The sequence below is a fragment of the Psychroserpens sp. genome, from assembly GCF_047633235.1.
Lineage (GTDB): Bacteria > Bacteroidota > Bacteroidia > Flavobacteriales > Flavobacteriaceae > Psychroserpens.
The window spans coordinates 127,106-145,591 of record NZ_JBLIET010000002.1; the positions used below are offsets into that span (position 1 = coordinate 127,106).

The window sequence follows — 18,486 nt, forward strand, 5'->3', positions numbered from 1 at the left end:
ACTTATTGTAAAAAATATGACAGGTACGTACTTCAAATATGCTTTTGGTGAAATTATCCTTGTGTTTGTTAAAATTCTCATTGCGCTTTCTATTCATAATTGGAATGAAAACTGGAAGGATCGAATACAAGAACAAATTATCCTAAAATCTTTAAGAGTTAGTCCGAAAAAAATCTTAAACTCCTAACTATAGTCGAGAACTCAAACGTCAACACCTAATAATTCTTCATTAAATTAATATGAATTAATTACACCAAATGGTTCCGAAATAAACACTAATCAAGTAGACAGTTTATTGAGCGTAATGTTTGATTATTTTTCTTATGACACTAACTGTGGTGCTAATTACGAAATCATCAATTCGGACCAATTAAATATTATTAAAAATGAATAATTGACAAATTAGATTTCTAATTGGTCAGGGTCAGCTGAAGATATAGAAAGAGATGTCGATAACCATGCGTTTGATAAAATAATCATCTATTTCAAAAAATTTAGAAGTATAAGTAATTTACCCACAGGAAATCAGATATTACAAAAACGAACTTAAAGCCGAAACCGACATCGAGTTTAAAAGTCCAATATCAAAATTTGATGAGTACTTCCTAGTTCGAAAATTTGACGAACTGGTATTCCGTAAACATATTAGATATAATAAATACATATTATTTACATCCTATCTAAAAAATACTTAACTGACTTTATTCAAACTCTTAAAAGGACAAAACGACTGATTTATTTTAAACAATTTTTAATTTTATTATATTTTAGTTTTTCTATTATAGTTAAAAAAATAATGAATCCATATAATCAATAATGTAAAAAACAGTGCTAGCGCCTTCTGCGGGCAATTCCTATTTTCATTAAATTTTGTATATTTAAACTATAATGACTAATTAATGTCTAGATTTTAATCGACGTTTACTACCCATTTTTTTAATAACGAGTATGAAAGGAATTGTATTTACTGAATTTTTAGAGCTAGTAGAAATTAAATTTGGACTAGAGATAGTTCAAAAGATAATTGATGAATGTGACCTCGACACTAATGGCGCTTATACATCTGTAGGCACATATAGCCATAAAGATATGTTTAAAATGGTTGGGAAATTATCTCAAATAAAGGGAATTCCAGTCCCAAAATTATTGACTGTTTTTGGTGAATATTTCTTTGTTACCTTGAGTAATGATTACCCACACTTTATGGAGAAATCTAATTTATTTACTTTTTTAGATTCTATTGAAAAATATATTCATCCAGAAGTTTTAAAGTTATACCCAGAAGCAGAGTTACCTTCTTTCGAAGCAGAAATAAATAGTAAGGATGAGATGACTTTAAATTACATGTCATCAAGAAAATTATCTGATTTAGCCATTGGTCTAATAAAAGGGGCGTCAAAGTATTTTAATGAGGACATTGATATCTTAAAAATCAGTGAAAAGGATGATGGTGAAGTAGTCCTACTGAAAATTAAGAAAAATTGATATCACTATGGAGGTAGAATTACTTAAAAAAGCGCTGATAAGGGAGAAAAAAGCGCGAAAAGAAGCGGAAAGTATACTTGAAAAAAAAAGTTTAGAATTATACAACACCAATGAACAGTTAAAGGAGGCATTAGAAAATACTAATCTGTTTCCAGAACAAAACCCGAATGCTGTTATGAGGTACTCGAAACACACCAAAGATTTAATATATACCAATAAACAGGGTAAGAAAATTAGTTTGTTCTTAAATAAAGCTTCAAATTCAAAGTTAAAAGAAAAGTTTATTCAAGAACTCAATTTTTCATTTAAAAAAGGGAGCGTTTATCAATTTGACCTGCAAATTAATGATAAGACCTTACGCTTTTTCGCCATATATATTCTATCAAAAAAGTACCTCAACATATATACTGCTGATATTTCGGATTTAAAGGAAACAGAAGTTCAAATGCAAAATATTACCAAAAGACTAAAGCAAGCGCAACAAGTTGCTAAAATGGGTAGTTGGGAACTTGACTTGGTCACTAATACTATGGTTTGGTCTGAAGATTTGTTTCACATTTTACATGTCGATTCAGAAAAGTTCATTCCATCTCATGAAAACTACATTAATCTTTTGCATCCAGACGATCATAAACTTGCTAATGAAGCATTCGAAAAAGCTATTAACCAGAAGGAAGGGTATATTTTAACACAGAGACTAATTTTTGATGACAGAAAGGATATATATATAGAGTGCCGTGGAAAGGTTAGTTTAGAAAAGAACGGAAACGTAACCCGTTTATACGGTATCTGTATCGATGTTACTGAAAAAACAGAATCTTTGAAAGCAAAAGAAAATTTTACTAAAAATCTCGAAATAAAAGTAAATGAACGCACAAAAGAACTTAAAGAATCATTAGAACGTGAAAAAGAATTGAGTATACTTAAAAGTAGTTTTGTTGCGATGGCATCTCATGAGTTCAGAACACCCCTCGCATCTATAAGCGCCGCTTCTGATGTCATTCTGAACTACTTTGACAAATTAAGTATAGAAGATATTAACAAGCGTTTGATAAAGATTAAAAACGAAGTAATAGACATGACCAGCATGCTAGAAGATATTTTAATTATAGGCAAATCTGATGTACAAAAATTGGACTATAATCCAGAAGTTTTGGATATTATTCCTTTAATAAAGCATATCATTTTAGAATACCAACTCAGTGAATCTAAAAGTAGACCCTTAACATATAAGATTTCTCTACCTTTAATAATGGCCAATATCGATAAAAAATGGATCAAACACATTGTTATTAATCTTCTTAGTAATGCACTAAAATATTCAGAGGAGGATACGCCAATTGAAATAAGTATAGCTAAAGACAAAACTGGAGTTGTCTTTGATTTTAAAGATTATGGCATTGGTATTTCAAAAAAAGATATTAACCTCCTGTTTGAGCCTTTTCACAGAGGCGAAAACGTAGGAGAAATTTCAGGTACTGGATTGGGATTAGCCGTTTTGCAAAAAGCAGTAGAATTACACAAGGGTAAAATAGAGATTGAAAGCGAAATTAATATAGGCTCTAATTTTAAAGTGACTTTGCCTATTATATGATTGCGAGTTGATCGAGGTCAACTATTATAAATAGCAATTACGAAAGGCTACTCGAGTTTTTTAATGAGAAGGTTCATCTCTTAAAAACAGGTAAAAGGATGATGGCAAAAAGACATACTGAAAATTAATAGGATTTGATACCCTTGAAGCTCGTACAAAGAAGTGTACTCCATTTTAAATGACAAAACGAAAACAGTTAACACATGAAACCACAAAAAATAGCACTAGTATTGATTGGATTTCAAAACGACTACTTTTCACAAGACGGGATATTAAGACGAGTTGTTGAAGAATCCTCAAAAGTTACAGGCATATTAACCAATACCCTTCATTTAATTAAGGAACTTGGGGATGTCTTAATTATAGCTACTCCTATTATTTTTTCAGAAAATTATTCAGAACTCATCAAACCTTTTGGCATTCTAAAAACCATCAAAGAGGTTGGAGCATTTAAAAAAGGCTCTATTGGGTCTCAAACAATTAGTGAGTTAGCACAATTTAAAGATAAAATTATTGAGATCCCTGGGAAGCAAGGATTAAATGCTTTTGTAAATACGACCCTTGAGGCCGTTTTAAAAGAGAACAATATCACTAACGTCGCTTTTGCAGGAACAGTCTGCTCCGTCTGTATTGACTCTACTGGAAGATCGGCTTTTGAAAAAGGATTTAATGTCACTATGCTTTCAGATTGTATTTCTGGTAGAACAGTTTTTGAACAGACGTTTTATTGTGAAGATATTTTTCCTTTGTATGCTAATGTGATTAATTCAAAGGAATTATTAATTGAACAGAATAAAAGTTTTTAAAATTTTTTCTATGAAAAATAAGTTAATTAGCATTACTACTCAAACTCTGCATAAAATGCTAGAGAAACTTGTCTTTCAGAATAAAGAGAAAGAAAAACAAGTAGATCAACTAAAACTAAGCGAAGACCGTTTTAATTTGCTGTTAAAAGTATCTGAAGATATGATTACCATGCATAAACCTAATGGTAAATACCTTTATTATAATGGTCCAGCATGCTATGCTATAACTTCTAAAGATATCGTCGGTAAAATGCCCAATGATCTTTTTGATAAAGACGTTTCCAATGCTCTTCTAAATGCGTTTAAAAAAGTAGAGGAAACAGGTGAAAGTGAAACAATCGATGTGCTTCTTGATTGGCTAGGAAACAAAAAGTGGTTTTCAGAAAACATCTACCCTATTAAAAATGCTGATGGTAAAGTGGTCGAAATGGTTAAAGTATGTATTAATATAAATGAACGTAAAATTGCTGAACAAGAATTAACCATTGCCAACACTAAACTTGCCTTTAAAAATGAAGATAAAGAAAAACAAGTCGTTGAATTAGCACGTATTAAAATTGAGTTAGAGCAACAAATCACGTGTTTAAATGATTCAGCAATCGTTTCTGAAGCGGATGCCGATGGTAATATTATATTCGTTAACGACAAGTTTTGTAAAATTTCCGGGTACGAAAGAGAAGAATTAATTGGTAAAAATCACAGAATATTAAAAAGCGGAAAACAACCTGAGGGGCTATTTATTGGTATGTGGGCGGCTATTAGCACTGGAAGAGTATGGAAAGGTGAAGTAATGAACAAGAAGAAAGATGGAAAAGAATTCTATTGGGTGGACACCACTATAATGCCTTTTAAAGATTTAAATGGAAAAATAATTAAGTACGTAAGTGTTCGTTTCGATATCACGGAAGAAGTTGAACAAAAAAGAGCACTTATAAAGCAAACTGAAGCATTGAAAGTATCGGAAGAAGGCTTGCGAGTCAGAACCTTAAAATTAAAAAAAGCTTTAGAAAAGGAAAAGGAATTAAACGAATTAAAGTTGCGGTTTATCGCAAATACATCTCACGAATTTAGAACTCCATTAACGGCAATCAATTTAGCCACAAGTTCTATTAAAAAATATTGGGATAGAATGGATTCGCCTATACGAGAGGATAAACTAGATAAAATAACGGAACAAGTTATGTATATGAGACGTTTATTAGACGAAGCGTTAATTGTTAGACAGGCTGAAACAGGTCAATTTAAAAACAATCCTTTACATTTAAATCTTAAAGAATTTATTGATGAAATAATTGAAGACGTTTACTATTACTATAATAAATCACACGAAATATTACTAATTGATAACGAAGAATTAAAAAATAGTACGATTTTTATTGATAAGGAATTGGGGCAAAATATTTTTACAAATCTAATTAGTAACGCTGTGAAATTTTCTCCAAAGGCGAATAAAGTTAGTGTTGAATTGTCATCTGAAATAGACCATACAATTATTTCAGTTACAGATTTTGGAATTGGAATTTCCGAATCAGAGCTTAAAAACATATTTGAACCTTTTTCCCGAGGAGAAAGTGTCCATTTAATACCAGGAATTGGTCTTGGCTTAACAATTACTAAAGGAGCAATAAATGCAATAGGAGGAGAAATAATTGTGAAGAGTACGATAGGAGAAGGAACATCTGTTTTTGTGAAAATTCCAAAAATTTAAATAGGTCATATATATAAAATATTAATTATGGAAGATACATTGGCGATAAGAGAAGCCATAAGCGCTATTTTCTTTCTGAAAAGCTATAGCGTTTTTAAGACTGAAAATGAATTTAGATTTGGAATCACAAAAGATTTTGAAACACAAAATCATACAGAAGTTTTAAGCCTATACCCTCATATAAAGTTACCTCTTTTGAAATCAGGAATAAAAAGTAAAAAAGCATATGAAATTATCAATAATATTACTGGATTAACCCTTAATAGTAGCATTTTGAATAACTTTATTTCCAATAAATTTTATCATAAATCGAAATACAATATCTCAAAATGAGAGAAAGATCGCGAATTGAAAAAAAGGTACATTTTTTGGAAACGATCAATACGTTTGGGTCTCTTCTAATGCGCACTAGTACGACGCAAGAGTCCGCTTGGTGTGTGGCGAAGCACGCCGTTGGAGAGTTGGAATACATTGATTGCATTATTTACTTGATCAATGCTGATAGAGAACTTTATCAATGTGCAGCTCACGGAAATAAAAATCCTAGTGCTCAAGATATTCTGGACCCTATTAAATTGAAAATGGGTGAAGGTATTTGTGGACACGTTGCCCTTACAGGAATAGGTGAGATTATTGCCGACACTTCAAAAGACCCAAGATATGTCCTTGATGATGAAGATCGATATTCAGAGATAACAGTGCCTATTCTTTCTGACGGTATTGTGATCGGCATTATCGATTCTGAGCATCCAGAAAAAGATTACTTCTCTGATCATGACCTGCATATATTGAATACGATAGCTTCTATGCTATCTTTCAAAATTTCTCAAGCAAAAGCCATTGAAGAATTAGCGCGTACTAACAAACAACTTGCATTTCAGAACGAAGAAAAGCAAAAAAGGGCAGACGAATTAGCCATTGCTAACAAAGCATATGCCTTTCAAAATGAAGAGAAAGAAAGACGAGCAAACGAATTAGCACTTGCCAATGCAGAACTGGCCTTTCAAAACGAAGAAAAGCAAAAACAAGCCAATGCATTAACCCTAGCTATCAAAAAACTTGCCTTTCAAAATGATGAGAAAGAAAAACGAGCAGACGAATTAGTCATCGCCAACAAAGAACTTGCCTTGCAAAACGATGAAAAACAAAAGCGTGCAAATGAATTAGCCATCGCCAACAAAGAACTTGAATTTCAAGTACTGTTAACTAAGAACCGTATCGAAACAGAATCCATTGCCAAGGAATTGCGTCAGTTTATTGAAACCGCCAATGCGCCAATTTTTGGAATAGACAATAAAGGGAGGGTCAACGAATGGAACCAAACTTCTGAAAAAATTACTGGATTTAAAAAAGACGACGTATTAGGAAAAGATCTGGTACAAACATATATCACCCAAGATTACCAAAACCAAGTAAAGGAAGTATTAGACAATGCCCTAAAAGGGCAAGAAACTGCCAACTACGAATTTCCACTATTTACTAAAGATGGACAGCGTGTAATGGTATTGCTCAACTCTTCTACCCGAAGAAATGCAGAGGGTGACATTGTTGGAGTGCTAGGTGTAGGACAAGATATTTCTGAAATGGATAAACTACGTACCCAATCAGAATCTGTTGCTAAAGAATTACGTCAGTTTATTGAAACCGCCAATGCTCCAATTTTTGGAATAGACAATAAAGGGAGGGTCAACGAATGGAACCAAACTTCTGAAAAAATTACTGGGTTTACAAAAGGCGAAGTATTAGGTAAAGATCTGGTACAAACATATATCACCCAAGATTACCAAAACCAAGTAAAGGAAGTATTAGACAATGCCCTAAAAGGGCAAGAAACTGCCAACTACGAATTTCCACTATTTACTAAAGATGGACAGCGTGTAATGGTATTGCTCAACTCTTCTACCCGAAGAAATGCAGAGGGTGACATTGTTGGAGTGCTAGGTGTAGGACAAGATATTTCTGAAATGGATAAACTACGTACCCAATCAGAATCTGTTGCTAAAGAATTACGTCAGTTTATTGAAACCGCCAATGCTCCAATTTTTGGAATAGACAATAAAGGGAGGGTCAACGAATGGAACCAAACTTCTGAAAAAATTACTGGGTTTACAAAAGGCGAAGTATTAGGTAAAGATCTGGTACAAACATATATCACCCAAGATTACCAAAACCAAGTAAAGGAAGTATTAGACAATGCCCTAAAAGGGCAAGAAACTGCCAACTACGAATTTCCACTATTTACTAAAGATGGACAGCGTGTAATGGTATTGCTCAACTCTTCTACCCGAAGAAATGCAGAGGACGAAATTGTTGGTGTCATTGGTGTAGGACAAGATATTACCATTTTGAACGAACACAAAGAAAACTTAGAATCCAAAGTAGAATCGCGCACGCAGGAACTTCAAGAGTCCTTAGAACGTGAAAAAGAATTGGGGCAACTTAAAACCAGTTTTGTTTCGATGGCATCTCATGAATTTAGGACGCCACTTACGTCTATAAATGCAATCGCTGATATTATTTTGAGGTATTACGAAAAATTGAGTCGGGATGATATTAACAAGCGGTTAGAAAAGATTAAAGAAGAAGTAGAATACATGGTCATCATGTTGGAAGATATTTTAATAATTGGAAAATCTGATGCTCAAAAATTAGACTATAATCCAGAACTCTTAGATATTGTTTCTCTAATTAAGGACATTATTACTGAATATCAATTTGGTGAATCTGAAAAAAGATTCATAGTCTATGAAATCTCCTTTCCTGTAATCATGGCACAGGTAGATAAAAAATGGATTAAACACATTATCGTTAATCTTTTTAGTAATGCACTAAAGTATTCGAATAAAGATAAACAAATTGAAATCAGTATAAAAAAAGACCAATCCGGAATTAGTTTTTCTTTTGAAGATTATGGTATTGGCATTTCAAAACAAGACATTAAACTGCTGTTTAAACCTTTTCACCGTGGGGAGAATGTACAAAATATCTCGGGCACAGGATTGGGATTAGCCATTTTGCAAAAAGCTGTTGAGTTACATAAAGGGAGAATAGTAGTTAAGAGCAAAATAGGTAAGGGATCATATTTCAGGATAATTTTACCTACCCATAAATAAAATTTAATAATTATGAAAAAATATAAAATATTAGTCATTGAGGATACTAAAAGTATTCGTGAAGAACTTAGAGAGATATTAATTTTTGAGGGCATGCAGGTATTTACCGCAGAAAACGGACAAGAAGGAATTGATAAAGCCAAAGAACATTTACCTGATCTTATATTATGTGACATTATGATGCCTGTAAAAGATGGTTTTGAGGTGTTCGAAGACATTCAAAACATCAACAACCTTAAGCACACACCTTTCATTTTCTTAACAGCAAAAGCGACAATTGAAAATAGACGTGAAGGCATGATATTGGGAGCCGATGATTATATTGCCAAACCATTTGATATTGAATTGCTAATCAAATCTATTAAGAGTCGTTTATACAAAGAGAAAAAAAGAAAACAATCTGAAAATAATAAACTAGAGACCTTACAATACAATATTAGCTTTGCAATCCCTCACGAATTGCTTACGCCACTTAACGGCATTATTGGCTTATCGGGATTAATGAAAGATCCAGAGGTCGCGATAGATGATAAAGAATTTAGAGACTTTGCCTCGGGGATTTTTGATTCTGGTCATCGGCTTTTAAACACTTTTCAAAAGTTTATTTATTATACTGAAGTTGAATTACTATTAAATAATGACAAAAATAAAGTGTCATTAAAAAAAGAAATTACAATGATAGGTGAACAAGAGTTGGAAGTACAAAGTCAAATTATAGCTCAAAAATTTAATCGCGAGTCAGACATCAAGTTACATATTAAGCCTTTTAATATAAAGATAAGTTCTTTTCATTTTGAGGTCATTATTGTCAATATTGTTGACAATGCATTCAAGTTTTCTAATAAAGGAGATAACGTTATCATTGAGGTAGAATTAGATGATTCTCATGTTCATATTACAATTATTGATAAAGGTTTAGGGTTTAATGACGTAACACTAAGCCAAATTGGAGCCTTCACTCAATTTAACCGATCAAAGATGGAGCAACAAGGTTTAGGACTTGGATTAATCATTAGTAAGAAACTCATAAACTTCTATGAAGGCGAATTGAGCATAATCGGAAACAAGCCCAAAGGAAGCTGTGTTAAATTATCCTTTTTGATAGCTTAATAAAAACCATGAGGCAACACTGTATTTTGATTAAAAAGCTTAAAATAAATGACCTAAAAAAATTTCTCTTTGACTCTTTTCCTTAGACAACTTCTATTTATAAGACAATCTTTGTATTGATTTATTGCGCTCCAACTGGCTTTCTTTAAGTCGTCTTTCCGGTAATCCTTAAATATGGTCTTAAAAGAAATGATCTCACCTTTAGGAAAACATAGTAATACCTGTCTAAATCGCGGACAAATCTTTCCGGACCACGATTATACATGCCATGAAGTAGTATAAGACTCAATGAATTAATCCGATCTAAAAACACATAGTTCTCACGGCTGCTATAGCCCTTATCGGCAAATGAGTTCCTCCAAAGGGGTCGAAATAATTTTAAACTTCTCCCAAAATATCTCAAACAATAACTAGTTATGCAATAATTCAAAACAAAAATCAAATGAAAAATACTACTTTATTATTATTAGTTAACATATTTTGTTTTAGTCAGCGCAAAGAACAAAGGCAAGCATTATTAGATGCAAAAAAAAACGGTATAGAATATATTTATAAACATCAAAATAGCACTTATAATGGACATTATGCGCTAGTCATGGCAACCTCTAAATTTTTAAGTAAAAAGGTCACTATTAGTGTAGATTATGGTGAGAGAAGTACTTTTTTTGAGAACGATACTGAAAGAGATGAAAATGGAAAACCAATCGTTTTTAATACAGTAGTTGATGCATTAAACTACATGAAAAAAAATAGGTGTAGTTTTTTAGATGCATATGCAATAACCGTTGGCAATCAAAATGTTTACCATTATCTATTTGAAAAGAATAGTTAACTTTATCCTACGCAACTATTTCAGAAAAAAGATAAACGTTACAATTCGCAAATAGACAACTATACTGATAAGTAAGCAGGCACATTTAAACTTGGCTTAGTGTATGTTACGATCTTTCTTGTAGCTTATGCACTTTGCAACTTTTACATCTATCTATTCTAGTCGATTAGAATTAAACCAAAACGGGATTCCGTAACACTTGGTTTAGAATAATTTACACCTTTGTTTAGAAAGTAATATTTATAATAAGACACTGATACTGCTATCTGTAAATCTGCCATCATTCACTAATAAAAATACGTAAAAACCGAGAATATAGGCGTTTAACTTTTAATTTAAATGTAAATAAACAGCCCTCTGTTATTTATGAAAATAGAATCTATAAAACCAAAGGGGTTAAAGTGAAGTAAAACTGCATAGAATACCGTGTATAATTAATGGCTAGTTCTCGCCTATTTACAAAAACCCTCGCAGATTTTCTATTCGGTTTTTATTTGCTTAATTAGTTGCTTAAATACGCCATTAATCATACACGTACGTGTCATGGATCTATAATTCTAAAACACGTTATAGTTCTCCTCTTTTTCTATTTAAAGATATTTAATACAAACTAAAGAAACACGTTGTGTGTAATTTGAGAATTTGGTCATTATACCAATTTTTGGTATATTTGAGTCAAGTAGTATCAAAATGAACAAAAATACATCAATATCACTCGGAAATTATTTTGATCAATTCGTTCAAAGTCGAATAAGTGAAGGCCGATTTAAAAACGTTAGCGAAGTTATTCGCGCTGGATTAAGACTTTTAGAAGAAGAAGAAAGTAAGGTAATCGCGTTAAAGAAAGCGGTTCAGGACGGAATTGATACCGGAATTGCTCACGATTTTGACCCAAAAAAACATCTTGAATCTCTAAAAGCGAAAAAGCACTCGAATGGCTGAATTTAGATTGACGAATAAAGCTATTGAGGATTTATCGACGATTTGGGATTATACATTTAAAGTTTGGTCAGAAAGACAAGCGGACAAATATTATGAGTCACTTATTTCAAATTGTCAAGAAATTGCAGACAATCCACTTTTAGGAAAAAACTATGATGGAATTACTCAAAATCTGCTCGCAATGAAAACAAATCGACATATCATTTTTTACCGAACATTAAATGAAAACTATGCTGAAATTACAAGAATTCTAAACGAGAGAATGGATTTAAAGAAAAGGATAACGGAATAAAAAACTACACACAACACCGTTTATAATTAATTGCTTTGGTCGTTGTTTATTTTGAAAATTCCTTCGGAATTCCCTCTGGCTCATTCCATTTTTGCTAAATTAATTGCTTAACCGCGCAACTAACCTGATACATAAACGTTAGCAGCAAGCATAACTAAATCTGAACAATGATTTAAACATCTTAAAATTAATATTAAACAATTAAATTATGAGAGTATATCTGAGTTTGTTTTTTGCACTCACATTGACGTTTACCTTGTTTGAGAAAAATGATGATTCCAATAAAAATGAGTTATCTATCTTGACTTCATTAAAGAGTGAAAATAGATTATCTTATAACGAGAGTCTTAATAAATGGACTGAGTTAAAAATCGCCAATGGGAATTCATATATATATCAAACAACTTTTCTATCATGGGCTGGTTTTGGAAGTACAACTAAATTAAAAGTTATAGACGGTAAGGTAAAAGCAAGGGGTTATCAGGAATTTAGAGCTGATGAGCAAACAGGTGAACGAATCATAACAGATTCTTATGATGAGAATGAGGATGAATTAGGTAGTCATGAGAAAGGAGCATCACCATTGACAATAGATAAACTATATAGTTCTTGTGCAAGTGACTATTTAGTAGTTGATAAAGAAAAAAACACATTATACTTTGAAACTGAAATTAATGGATTAATGACGCTATGTGGATTTGTCCCAAATGGATGTGCTGATGATTGTTATCAAGGTATTTCAATAGACTCATTTGAATGGGTTAATTAAAATATTTATCAAATAGAATAAAGCCAGCCCCTAACACCGAGTATAATTAATGACTCGTACTCGCCTACTCACAAAAATCCTAGCGGATTTTCTATTCGGTTTGTATTTACTAAATTAGGTGCTTATACCTCGAAACAAAGCATATAAAACAACGTTAACTTTAATGCTAGAGCAAGTTTAGTGAATTGAAAAAGCTTATTTATTTTCCGATTTTTTTTTGAATTTTTTTTGAATTTTAAGAAAGTAAAAATCGAGTAATTATGTTGCCAAATTTTGAAAAATACACTGAATTATCACTCAAACTCTAAATTGAATTGTCTCTGACCTTTTTAGCTCGTTTGCGCAATCAAAAACTGAATTGATAAGTCGGAATCTCACTCAATCGGAATTTAGCAAGTTGAGAAATTAAAAATGTATTAAATAACTATTATTGTGGATAAAACAATTACATAATTTTCTTTAGGGTTATTTATTTGGCAAGCCATATTACTGATTTACATTGGACTTTGGATTTTTTGCTTAATAGATATTTTAAGAAATCAATTTCAGAAAAATGACAAAATTATTTGGCCTTTAGTTGTTATATTACTTCCAATTTTAGGTTCACTTTTATATTTAATTATTGGAAAGAGTAAAAAATTAAAACTGAATTAATAACTTCAGAAAAAAGCACTAAAAGCTAACACTGTGTATGAAAATTGCTGGTGTTAGGCTTAAAAAAAGGTCGTCGCACTTTTGCTACGTCTGATTTTCCTTCGGAAAATCCTCGCACGCAAACACGCATCTTTCCATATACATAAACGTTAGCAACAATTTTATAACAAACTCAGAAAGAAAATAAATTGCACTAATTATATTACATTGCTAGGCCACATCTCACCCCTTACTATACAAGGATTGCATAATTCTAAATAGAATGTTCTTCTATTTACATCAACCTGACACAAAAAGGAATGACTAAACATTACTAGAATTTTACTTAATTCTCCACAATACTTTGTTGCATATAGTTAGCCCACTTTTTTCTTCGGATGAATTAGTTTATTTGATTTGCAGGAGATACTTCGGTAATTGGAAGATTAAAATAAAATGTTGTTTCTACATTAGGAGTACTTTTTAATGATACTTGTCCCTTGTAATGAGAAATAATTTTATTAAAAATACTTAATCCAATCCCTAGAGATTTCGTTGATTCGATTACTTGAAACATTTTGAATATTTTCTTATGGTATTTTTCATGTATTCCAACTCCATTATCTTTGATTGAAAAAATATAATCTTTTTGCGTTGTTTCACACCCTATTTCAATGAGACCATTTTCCTTATCAACACGAGCTATAGCATTGCTTATTAGAATTTCAAATACTTTTTCCATCATATCTCCATCGACAAATAAGGTGGGCAGTTCATTTGTTATTTTAATTTTGATATGAGGATTATTTATTTGATTTATGACCCGTTTTGTAATTGTATTTAGGTTTTCGATGTTGTTTTTAAAAGTAGCAGACGTGATATTGTTATATTGTTCTAGTTTTACTAACAACAAGTCCATTTTTTCTATTTTGTCTTCCATCATTTGAAAGTTAATAGTAGCATCTTGAAAACTACCATTTTCATCCCTATCCTCTTGAGACCACGTTAATATATCTGAAATATTTCTTAATGAAGATTTTAATTCATGTGAAATTAAATGAGAATAATTATCTAGTTCATTCTTTTGGTTTTGAAGAATCTTAGATAAAGCTGCAGTTTTATCAATAATATTTTGATCTATTATTAATTTTTTATTAATTTTATTTTCAACAGCATTCAGCAAATCGTTTATATTTAACGGTTTCGTTAAATAATCGTCAGCCCCTAAATTCATTCCAGTTCTAATATCTTCCCTTTCCGCTTTTGCTGAAAGAAAAATTAATGGAATACTCGCTGTTTTCTTATTCGCTTGTAGTTTTTCAAACATCTCAAAACCGCTAAGGCCTGGCATAAGTATATCTGAAATAATAAGATCTGGTTGCTCTATCAAAGCGATTTCAAAACCAATTAATCCGTTTTCGGCCTGAAAAACCTCATAACCCTCCATGAACAGAATATCATGAATTTCCTCCCTTATAGCTAAGGTGTCTTCTACAATTAATACTTTATACATGTTGCTTATTTAAAAGTTTTACAATAAAGGATGTTCCATTTCCATTAGTACTATTGACAATTATTTGTCCTCCCATTATATCTATTGCGTCTTTTGCAATCGTTAAACCAAGTCCTGTGCCTTGGATTAAATCAGCATTTTTTCCTCGAGAAAAAGGCTTGAAAATGTTTTTAAGCTCTGATTTAGAAATTCCTATTCCATAATCTGTTATCGTAACAACGGTGTACTCTTTTTCGGAGGACAAGGCAATAGTAATATTTTTAGCATTTGGAGAATACTTTACAGCGTTACCAATTAGATTGATAAAAATATTTCTGCCCAATTTTTCATCAATAAGAATGTCAGTAGTTTTTAGACCTTCGGCATCAATTAGTGCTATATCGTGTGATTTTTCAGAGGCACTAGAGACTTCGTTAATTATTTCATGCAGAAAGTCTCCAAGATTTATATTTATAGGGTGTTGTATAATTTTACCTGCTTCAGCCTTACCAACAATTAAAACATCGTCTAATAGTTTTGTCATATGCAAAACCTGATCTTCTATTTTGTCTAGCTTTTTTTGTATGATAACTGGCTCCATTTTAGCCCAGTATTTTTTAATAGAGCCTGCAGCAAAATTAATTGATGATAACGGAGTTCTAAATTCATGAGATGCCGTTGAAACGAATCTCGATTTTAATTCGTTTAATTCTTTTTGCTTTTCTAATGCTTGGTTTAATTTTAAGGTTCTTTCATTTACCTTCAATTCTAACGCGTTACGATAACCAGCCAACTCAGTGATATCTTGACCTACTCCTAATACCCCAATAGTTTTCCCATTGATGTCGCGTCGTGTACTTGAGTTTAATAATACCATTACACGCTGTCCATCTTTTGTAAATAGCGGAAATTCATAGTTGGCCGTTTCTTGACCAAGCAAAGCATCGTCCAATACTTTTTTTACGGACTCTCTGTAGTCTTCTGTGATATAGGTTTGTACCAGATCTTTTCCTAATACTTCGTCTTTTGTAAATCCAGTAATGCTTTCAGAAGTTTGGTTCCACTCGTTAACAAGTCCTTTACTGTCGATACCAAAAATAGGAGCGTTTGCGGTTTCAATAAACTGCCTTAATTCTTTTGCGATAGATTCTGATGCCGTTCGTAGTGTATCTATTTCCGAAATATCTTGTCCTACTCCTAATACACCCGTAATTTTCCCATTTGTATCCCGTCGTGTACTTGAGTTTAATAATACCATTACACGCTGTCCATGTTTCGTAAATAGCGGAAATTCATAATTGGCAGTTTCTTTACCAAGCAAAGCGTCGTCTAGTACTTTTTTTACCGACTCTCTGTAATCTTCTGTAATGTAGTTTCGCACCAAATCTTTCCCTAATACTTCGGCTTTTGTAAAACCAGTAATTTTTTCAGAAGTTTGGTTCCACTCGTTAACAAGTCCTTTACTATCGATACCAAAAATAGGAGCGTTTGCGGTTTCAATAAACTGCCTTAATTCTTTTGCGATAGATTCTGATGCCGTTCGTAGTGTATCTATTTCCGAAATATCTTGTCCTACTCCTAATACACCCGTAATTTTCCCATTTGTATCCCGTCGTGTACTTGAGTTTAATAATACCATTACACGCTGTCCATGTTTCGTAAATAGCGGAAATTCATAATTGGCAGTTTCTTTACCAAGCAAAGCGTCGTCTAGTACTTTTTTTACCGACTCTCTGTAATCTTCTGTAATGTAGTTTCGCACCAAATCTTTCCCTAATACTTCGGCTTTTGTAAAACCAGTAATTTTTTCAGAAGTCTGGTTCCACTCATTAACAAGACCCTTACTATCAATACCAAAAATAGGTGCGTTGGCGGTTTCAATAAACTGCCTTAACTCTTTGGCAATGGATTCTGATGCCGTTCGTAGTTTATCTATTTCAGAAATATCTTGTCCTACTCCTAATACACCCGTTATTTTCCCTTTAGCATCACGACGTGTACTTGAATTTAGTAATACCATTACACGCTGTCCATCTTTGGCGAATAGCGGAAATTCATAATTGGCAGTTTCTTTACCAAGCAAAGCATCGTACAATACTTTTTTTACCGACTCTCTGTAATCCTCGGTGATGTAGGTTTGTACCAGATCTTTTCCTAATACTTCTTTTTTTGTAAATCCAGTAATACTTTCAGAAGTCTGGTTCCACTCGTTAACAAGTCCTTTATTATCAATACCAAAAATGGGAGCATTAGCAGTATCAATTAATAATGTTAAATCATGCGCTACATTTTCCATTTCAGAACGGTAAACATCAAGTTCAGTTTGGAAGGCAAGTTCTTTATTAGCAAGGATTAATTCATTTGCACGTTTTTCTTTCTCTTTATTAGCCAGGACTAATTCATCTGCTCGTTTTCCTTTCTCTTTGTTGGCTAGAATTAACTCATCTGCCCTGTTATCTTTCTCTTTATTCTGAAAGGCAAGTTCGGTATTAGCGATCGCTAATTCATCTGCTCGTTTTTGTTTTTCGTCGTTTTGAAAGGTAAGTTCTTTATTTGCAATGGCTAATTCATCTGCTCGTTTTTGTTTTTCGTCGTTTTGAAAAGCAAGTTCTTTATTTGCTATGGCTAGTTCATCTGCCCGCTTTTGTTTTTCATCGTTTTGAAAAGCAAGTTCTTTATTTGCAATGGCTAATTCATCTGCTCGTTTTTGTTTTTCACTGTTCTGGAAAGCAAGTTCGGTGTTTGCAATGGCTAGTTCATCTGCTCGTTTTTGTTTTTCGTCGTTTTGAAAAGCAAGTTCTTTATTTGCAATGGCTAATTCTTCTGCTCGTTTTTGTTTCTCTTTGTTGGCTAGAAATAAATCATCTGTCCTGTGATCTTTATCTTTATTCTGAACGGCAAGTTCGGCATTAACGATTGCTAGTTTATCTGCTTGTTTTAAGAGGACTTCTTTTTGTGCAGTTTGGGCGTTGATATCAAACATAATAGCGACATGTTTAATTATTTTCCCATTTAGATCTTTAAAAGGCATAATGGTTATGTCCATCCAATATAGTTGTCCTCCTTTTTTCTTATTCAATACTTTACCTTTAAATACTTTCCCAGAACTAATAGTTGATATCATATCAGTAAAAAAGGCGTCAGGCTGTTTTCCGCTCTTTAATATTCTGTGATTTTTACCTATTAATTCTTCTCTATGGTATTCGTAAAGTTCACAAAAGTTGTCGTTGACAGATGTAATATTAAAGTCAGCATCAGTTTCAGAAACGATAGCCGCTTTATTTAAACAACTATTTTGTTGTTCCAGTTCAACTTTAACAGCGGCTAATTCATTTGTTCGCTTATCCTTCAAAGCGTTTTGAGAAGAAAGTTCTTCATTAGCAGTATTTAAATTATAAATAGTTTTTTGTAATTGTACTCTCTTTTCTTTAAGTAAACCCTCAGTTTTAGTTCGTACTTTCTTTTCGTTTTCAAGATTCTTTCTTAATTTACTTTTAGCCTTTTCAGCTTCAGTAATGTCTGTCATGGAAACACCAACTCTATTTTCGGAAAATTTCCATGCGGTAACATGATAAAACTTATTATATGCTGCGCCATAACTCTTAAATCTAATTTCTTCTCCTGTCTTATCAACACTAGCAAAAGAGGTAAACCAATGGTCTTCTATAACATCAACAATTGATGATATTTTTTTATTTATTAATTGTTCT

At 32.3% G+C, this 18,486-nt stretch carries 15 protein-coding genes; 13 read left to right on the forward strand and 2 right to left on the reverse strand.

The genetic code is table 11. From position 1 onward, the window contains the following. Nucleotides 1–16 precede the first annotated feature (16 nt). The 13 genes from ACJAZK_RS01190 to ACJAZK_RS01250 all read left to right on the forward strand — a co-directional run bounded on the left by ACJAZK_RS01190 (nt 17) and on the right by ACJAZK_RS01250 (nt 13,305). Nucleotides 17–187 carry a DUF6090 family protein gene (locus tag ACJAZK_RS01190; protein WP_415222200.1) on the forward strand — a complete coding sequence of 57 codons (171 nt, stop codon included), beginning with the start codon at nt 17–19 and terminating at the stop codon, nt 185–187. Nucleotides 188–948: 761 nt separating this feature from the next. Then, nucleotides 949–1,485 (forward strand): heme NO-binding domain-containing protein, encoded by a 537-nt coding sequence (locus ACJAZK_RS01195; RefSeq protein ID WP_415222201.1) that lies wholly within the window; start codon nt 949–951, stop codon nt 1,483–1,485. A gap of 7 nt (nt 1,486–1,492) precedes the next feature. Beyond that, entirely contained in the window at nt 1,493–3,079 is a 1,587-nt protein-coding gene (locus ACJAZK_RS01200; RefSeq protein WP_415222202.1) for an ATP-binding protein, read from the forward strand. 203 nt (nt 3,080–3,282) lie between these two features. Further along, on the forward strand, nt 3,283–3,885 hold the full coding sequence (locus ACJAZK_RS01205) for a cysteine hydrolase (RefSeq protein ID WP_415222203.1): 603 nt from the start codon (nt 3,283–3,285) through the stop codon (nt 3,883–3,885). Between the two features lie 10 nt (nt 3,886–3,895). Continuing rightward, complete coding sequence (locus ACJAZK_RS01210; RefSeq protein WP_415222204.1) at nt 3,896–5,593, forward strand: PAS domain S-box protein; 1,698 nt, start codon at nt 3,896–3,898, stop codon at nt 5,591–5,593. A gap of 27 nt (nt 5,594–5,620) precedes the next feature. Beyond that, on the forward strand, nt 5,621–5,926 hold the full coding sequence (locus ACJAZK_RS01215; RefSeq protein WP_415222205.1) for a hypothetical protein: 306 nt from the start codon (nt 5,621–5,623) through the stop codon (nt 5,924–5,926). Next, nucleotides 5,923–8,706, forward strand: coding sequence for a PAS domain S-box protein (locus tag ACJAZK_RS01220; protein ID WP_415222206.1), 2,784 nt, complete (start codon nt 5,923–5,925; stop codon nt 8,704–8,706). Before ACJAZK_RS01215 ends, ACJAZK_RS01220 begins: the two co-directional genes overlap by 4 nt. A gap of 12 nt (nt 8,707–8,718) precedes the next feature. Beyond that, nucleotides 8,719–9,816, forward strand: a complete 1,098-nt coding sequence (locus ACJAZK_RS01225) for a response regulator (RefSeq protein ID WP_415222207.1) — start codon at nt 8,719–8,721, stop codon at nt 9,814–9,816. Nucleotides 9,817–10,258: 442 nt separating this feature from the next. After that, on the forward strand, nt 10,259–10,648 hold the full coding sequence (locus ACJAZK_RS01230) for a hypothetical protein (RefSeq protein WP_415222208.1): 390 nt from the start codon (nt 10,259–10,261) through the stop codon (nt 10,646–10,648). Nucleotides 10,649–11,338: 690 nt separating this feature from the next. Continuing rightward, nucleotides 11,339–11,590, forward strand: a complete 252-nt coding sequence (locus ACJAZK_RS01235) for a type II toxin-antitoxin system ParD family antitoxin (protein ID WP_415222209.1) — start codon at nt 11,339–11,341, stop codon at nt 11,588–11,590. Next, complete coding sequence (locus ACJAZK_RS01240) at nt 11,583–11,882, forward strand: type II toxin-antitoxin system RelE/ParE family toxin (protein WP_415222210.1); 300 nt, start codon at nt 11,583–11,585, stop codon at nt 11,880–11,882. The genes ACJAZK_RS01235 and ACJAZK_RS01240 overlap by 8 nt, the downstream gene beginning before the upstream one ends. Before the next feature lie 208 nt (nt 11,883–12,090). Next, on the forward strand, nt 12,091–12,651 hold the full coding sequence (locus tag ACJAZK_RS01245; RefSeq protein WP_415222211.1) for a hypothetical protein: 561 nt from the start codon (nt 12,091–12,093) through the stop codon (nt 12,649–12,651). A gap of 510 nt (nt 12,652–13,161) precedes the next feature. Then, nucleotides 13,162–13,305, forward strand: coding sequence for a PLD nuclease N-terminal domain-containing protein (locus ACJAZK_RS01250; RefSeq protein WP_415222220.1), 144 nt, complete (start codon nt 13,162–13,164; stop codon nt 13,303–13,305). 382 nt (nt 13,306–13,687) lie between these two features. On the opposite strand, the gene ACJAZK_RS01255 is transcribed toward ACJAZK_RS01250, so the two are convergent. Both ACJAZK_RS01255 and ACJAZK_RS01260 read right to left on the reverse strand, forming a co-directional pair. Next, the gene (locus tag ACJAZK_RS01255; RefSeq protein WP_415222212.1) at nt 13,688–14,797 is read right to left on the reverse strand and encodes a sensor histidine kinase; all 1,110 of its coding nucleotides are present in this window, start codon (nt 14,795–14,797) and stop codon (nt 13,688–13,690) included. After that, on the reverse strand, nt 14,790–18,486 hold a 3,697-nt coding region (locus ACJAZK_RS01260; protein ID WP_415222213.1), incomplete at its 5' end, for a PAS domain S-box protein. The genes ACJAZK_RS01260 and ACJAZK_RS01255, both read right to left, overlap by 8 nt.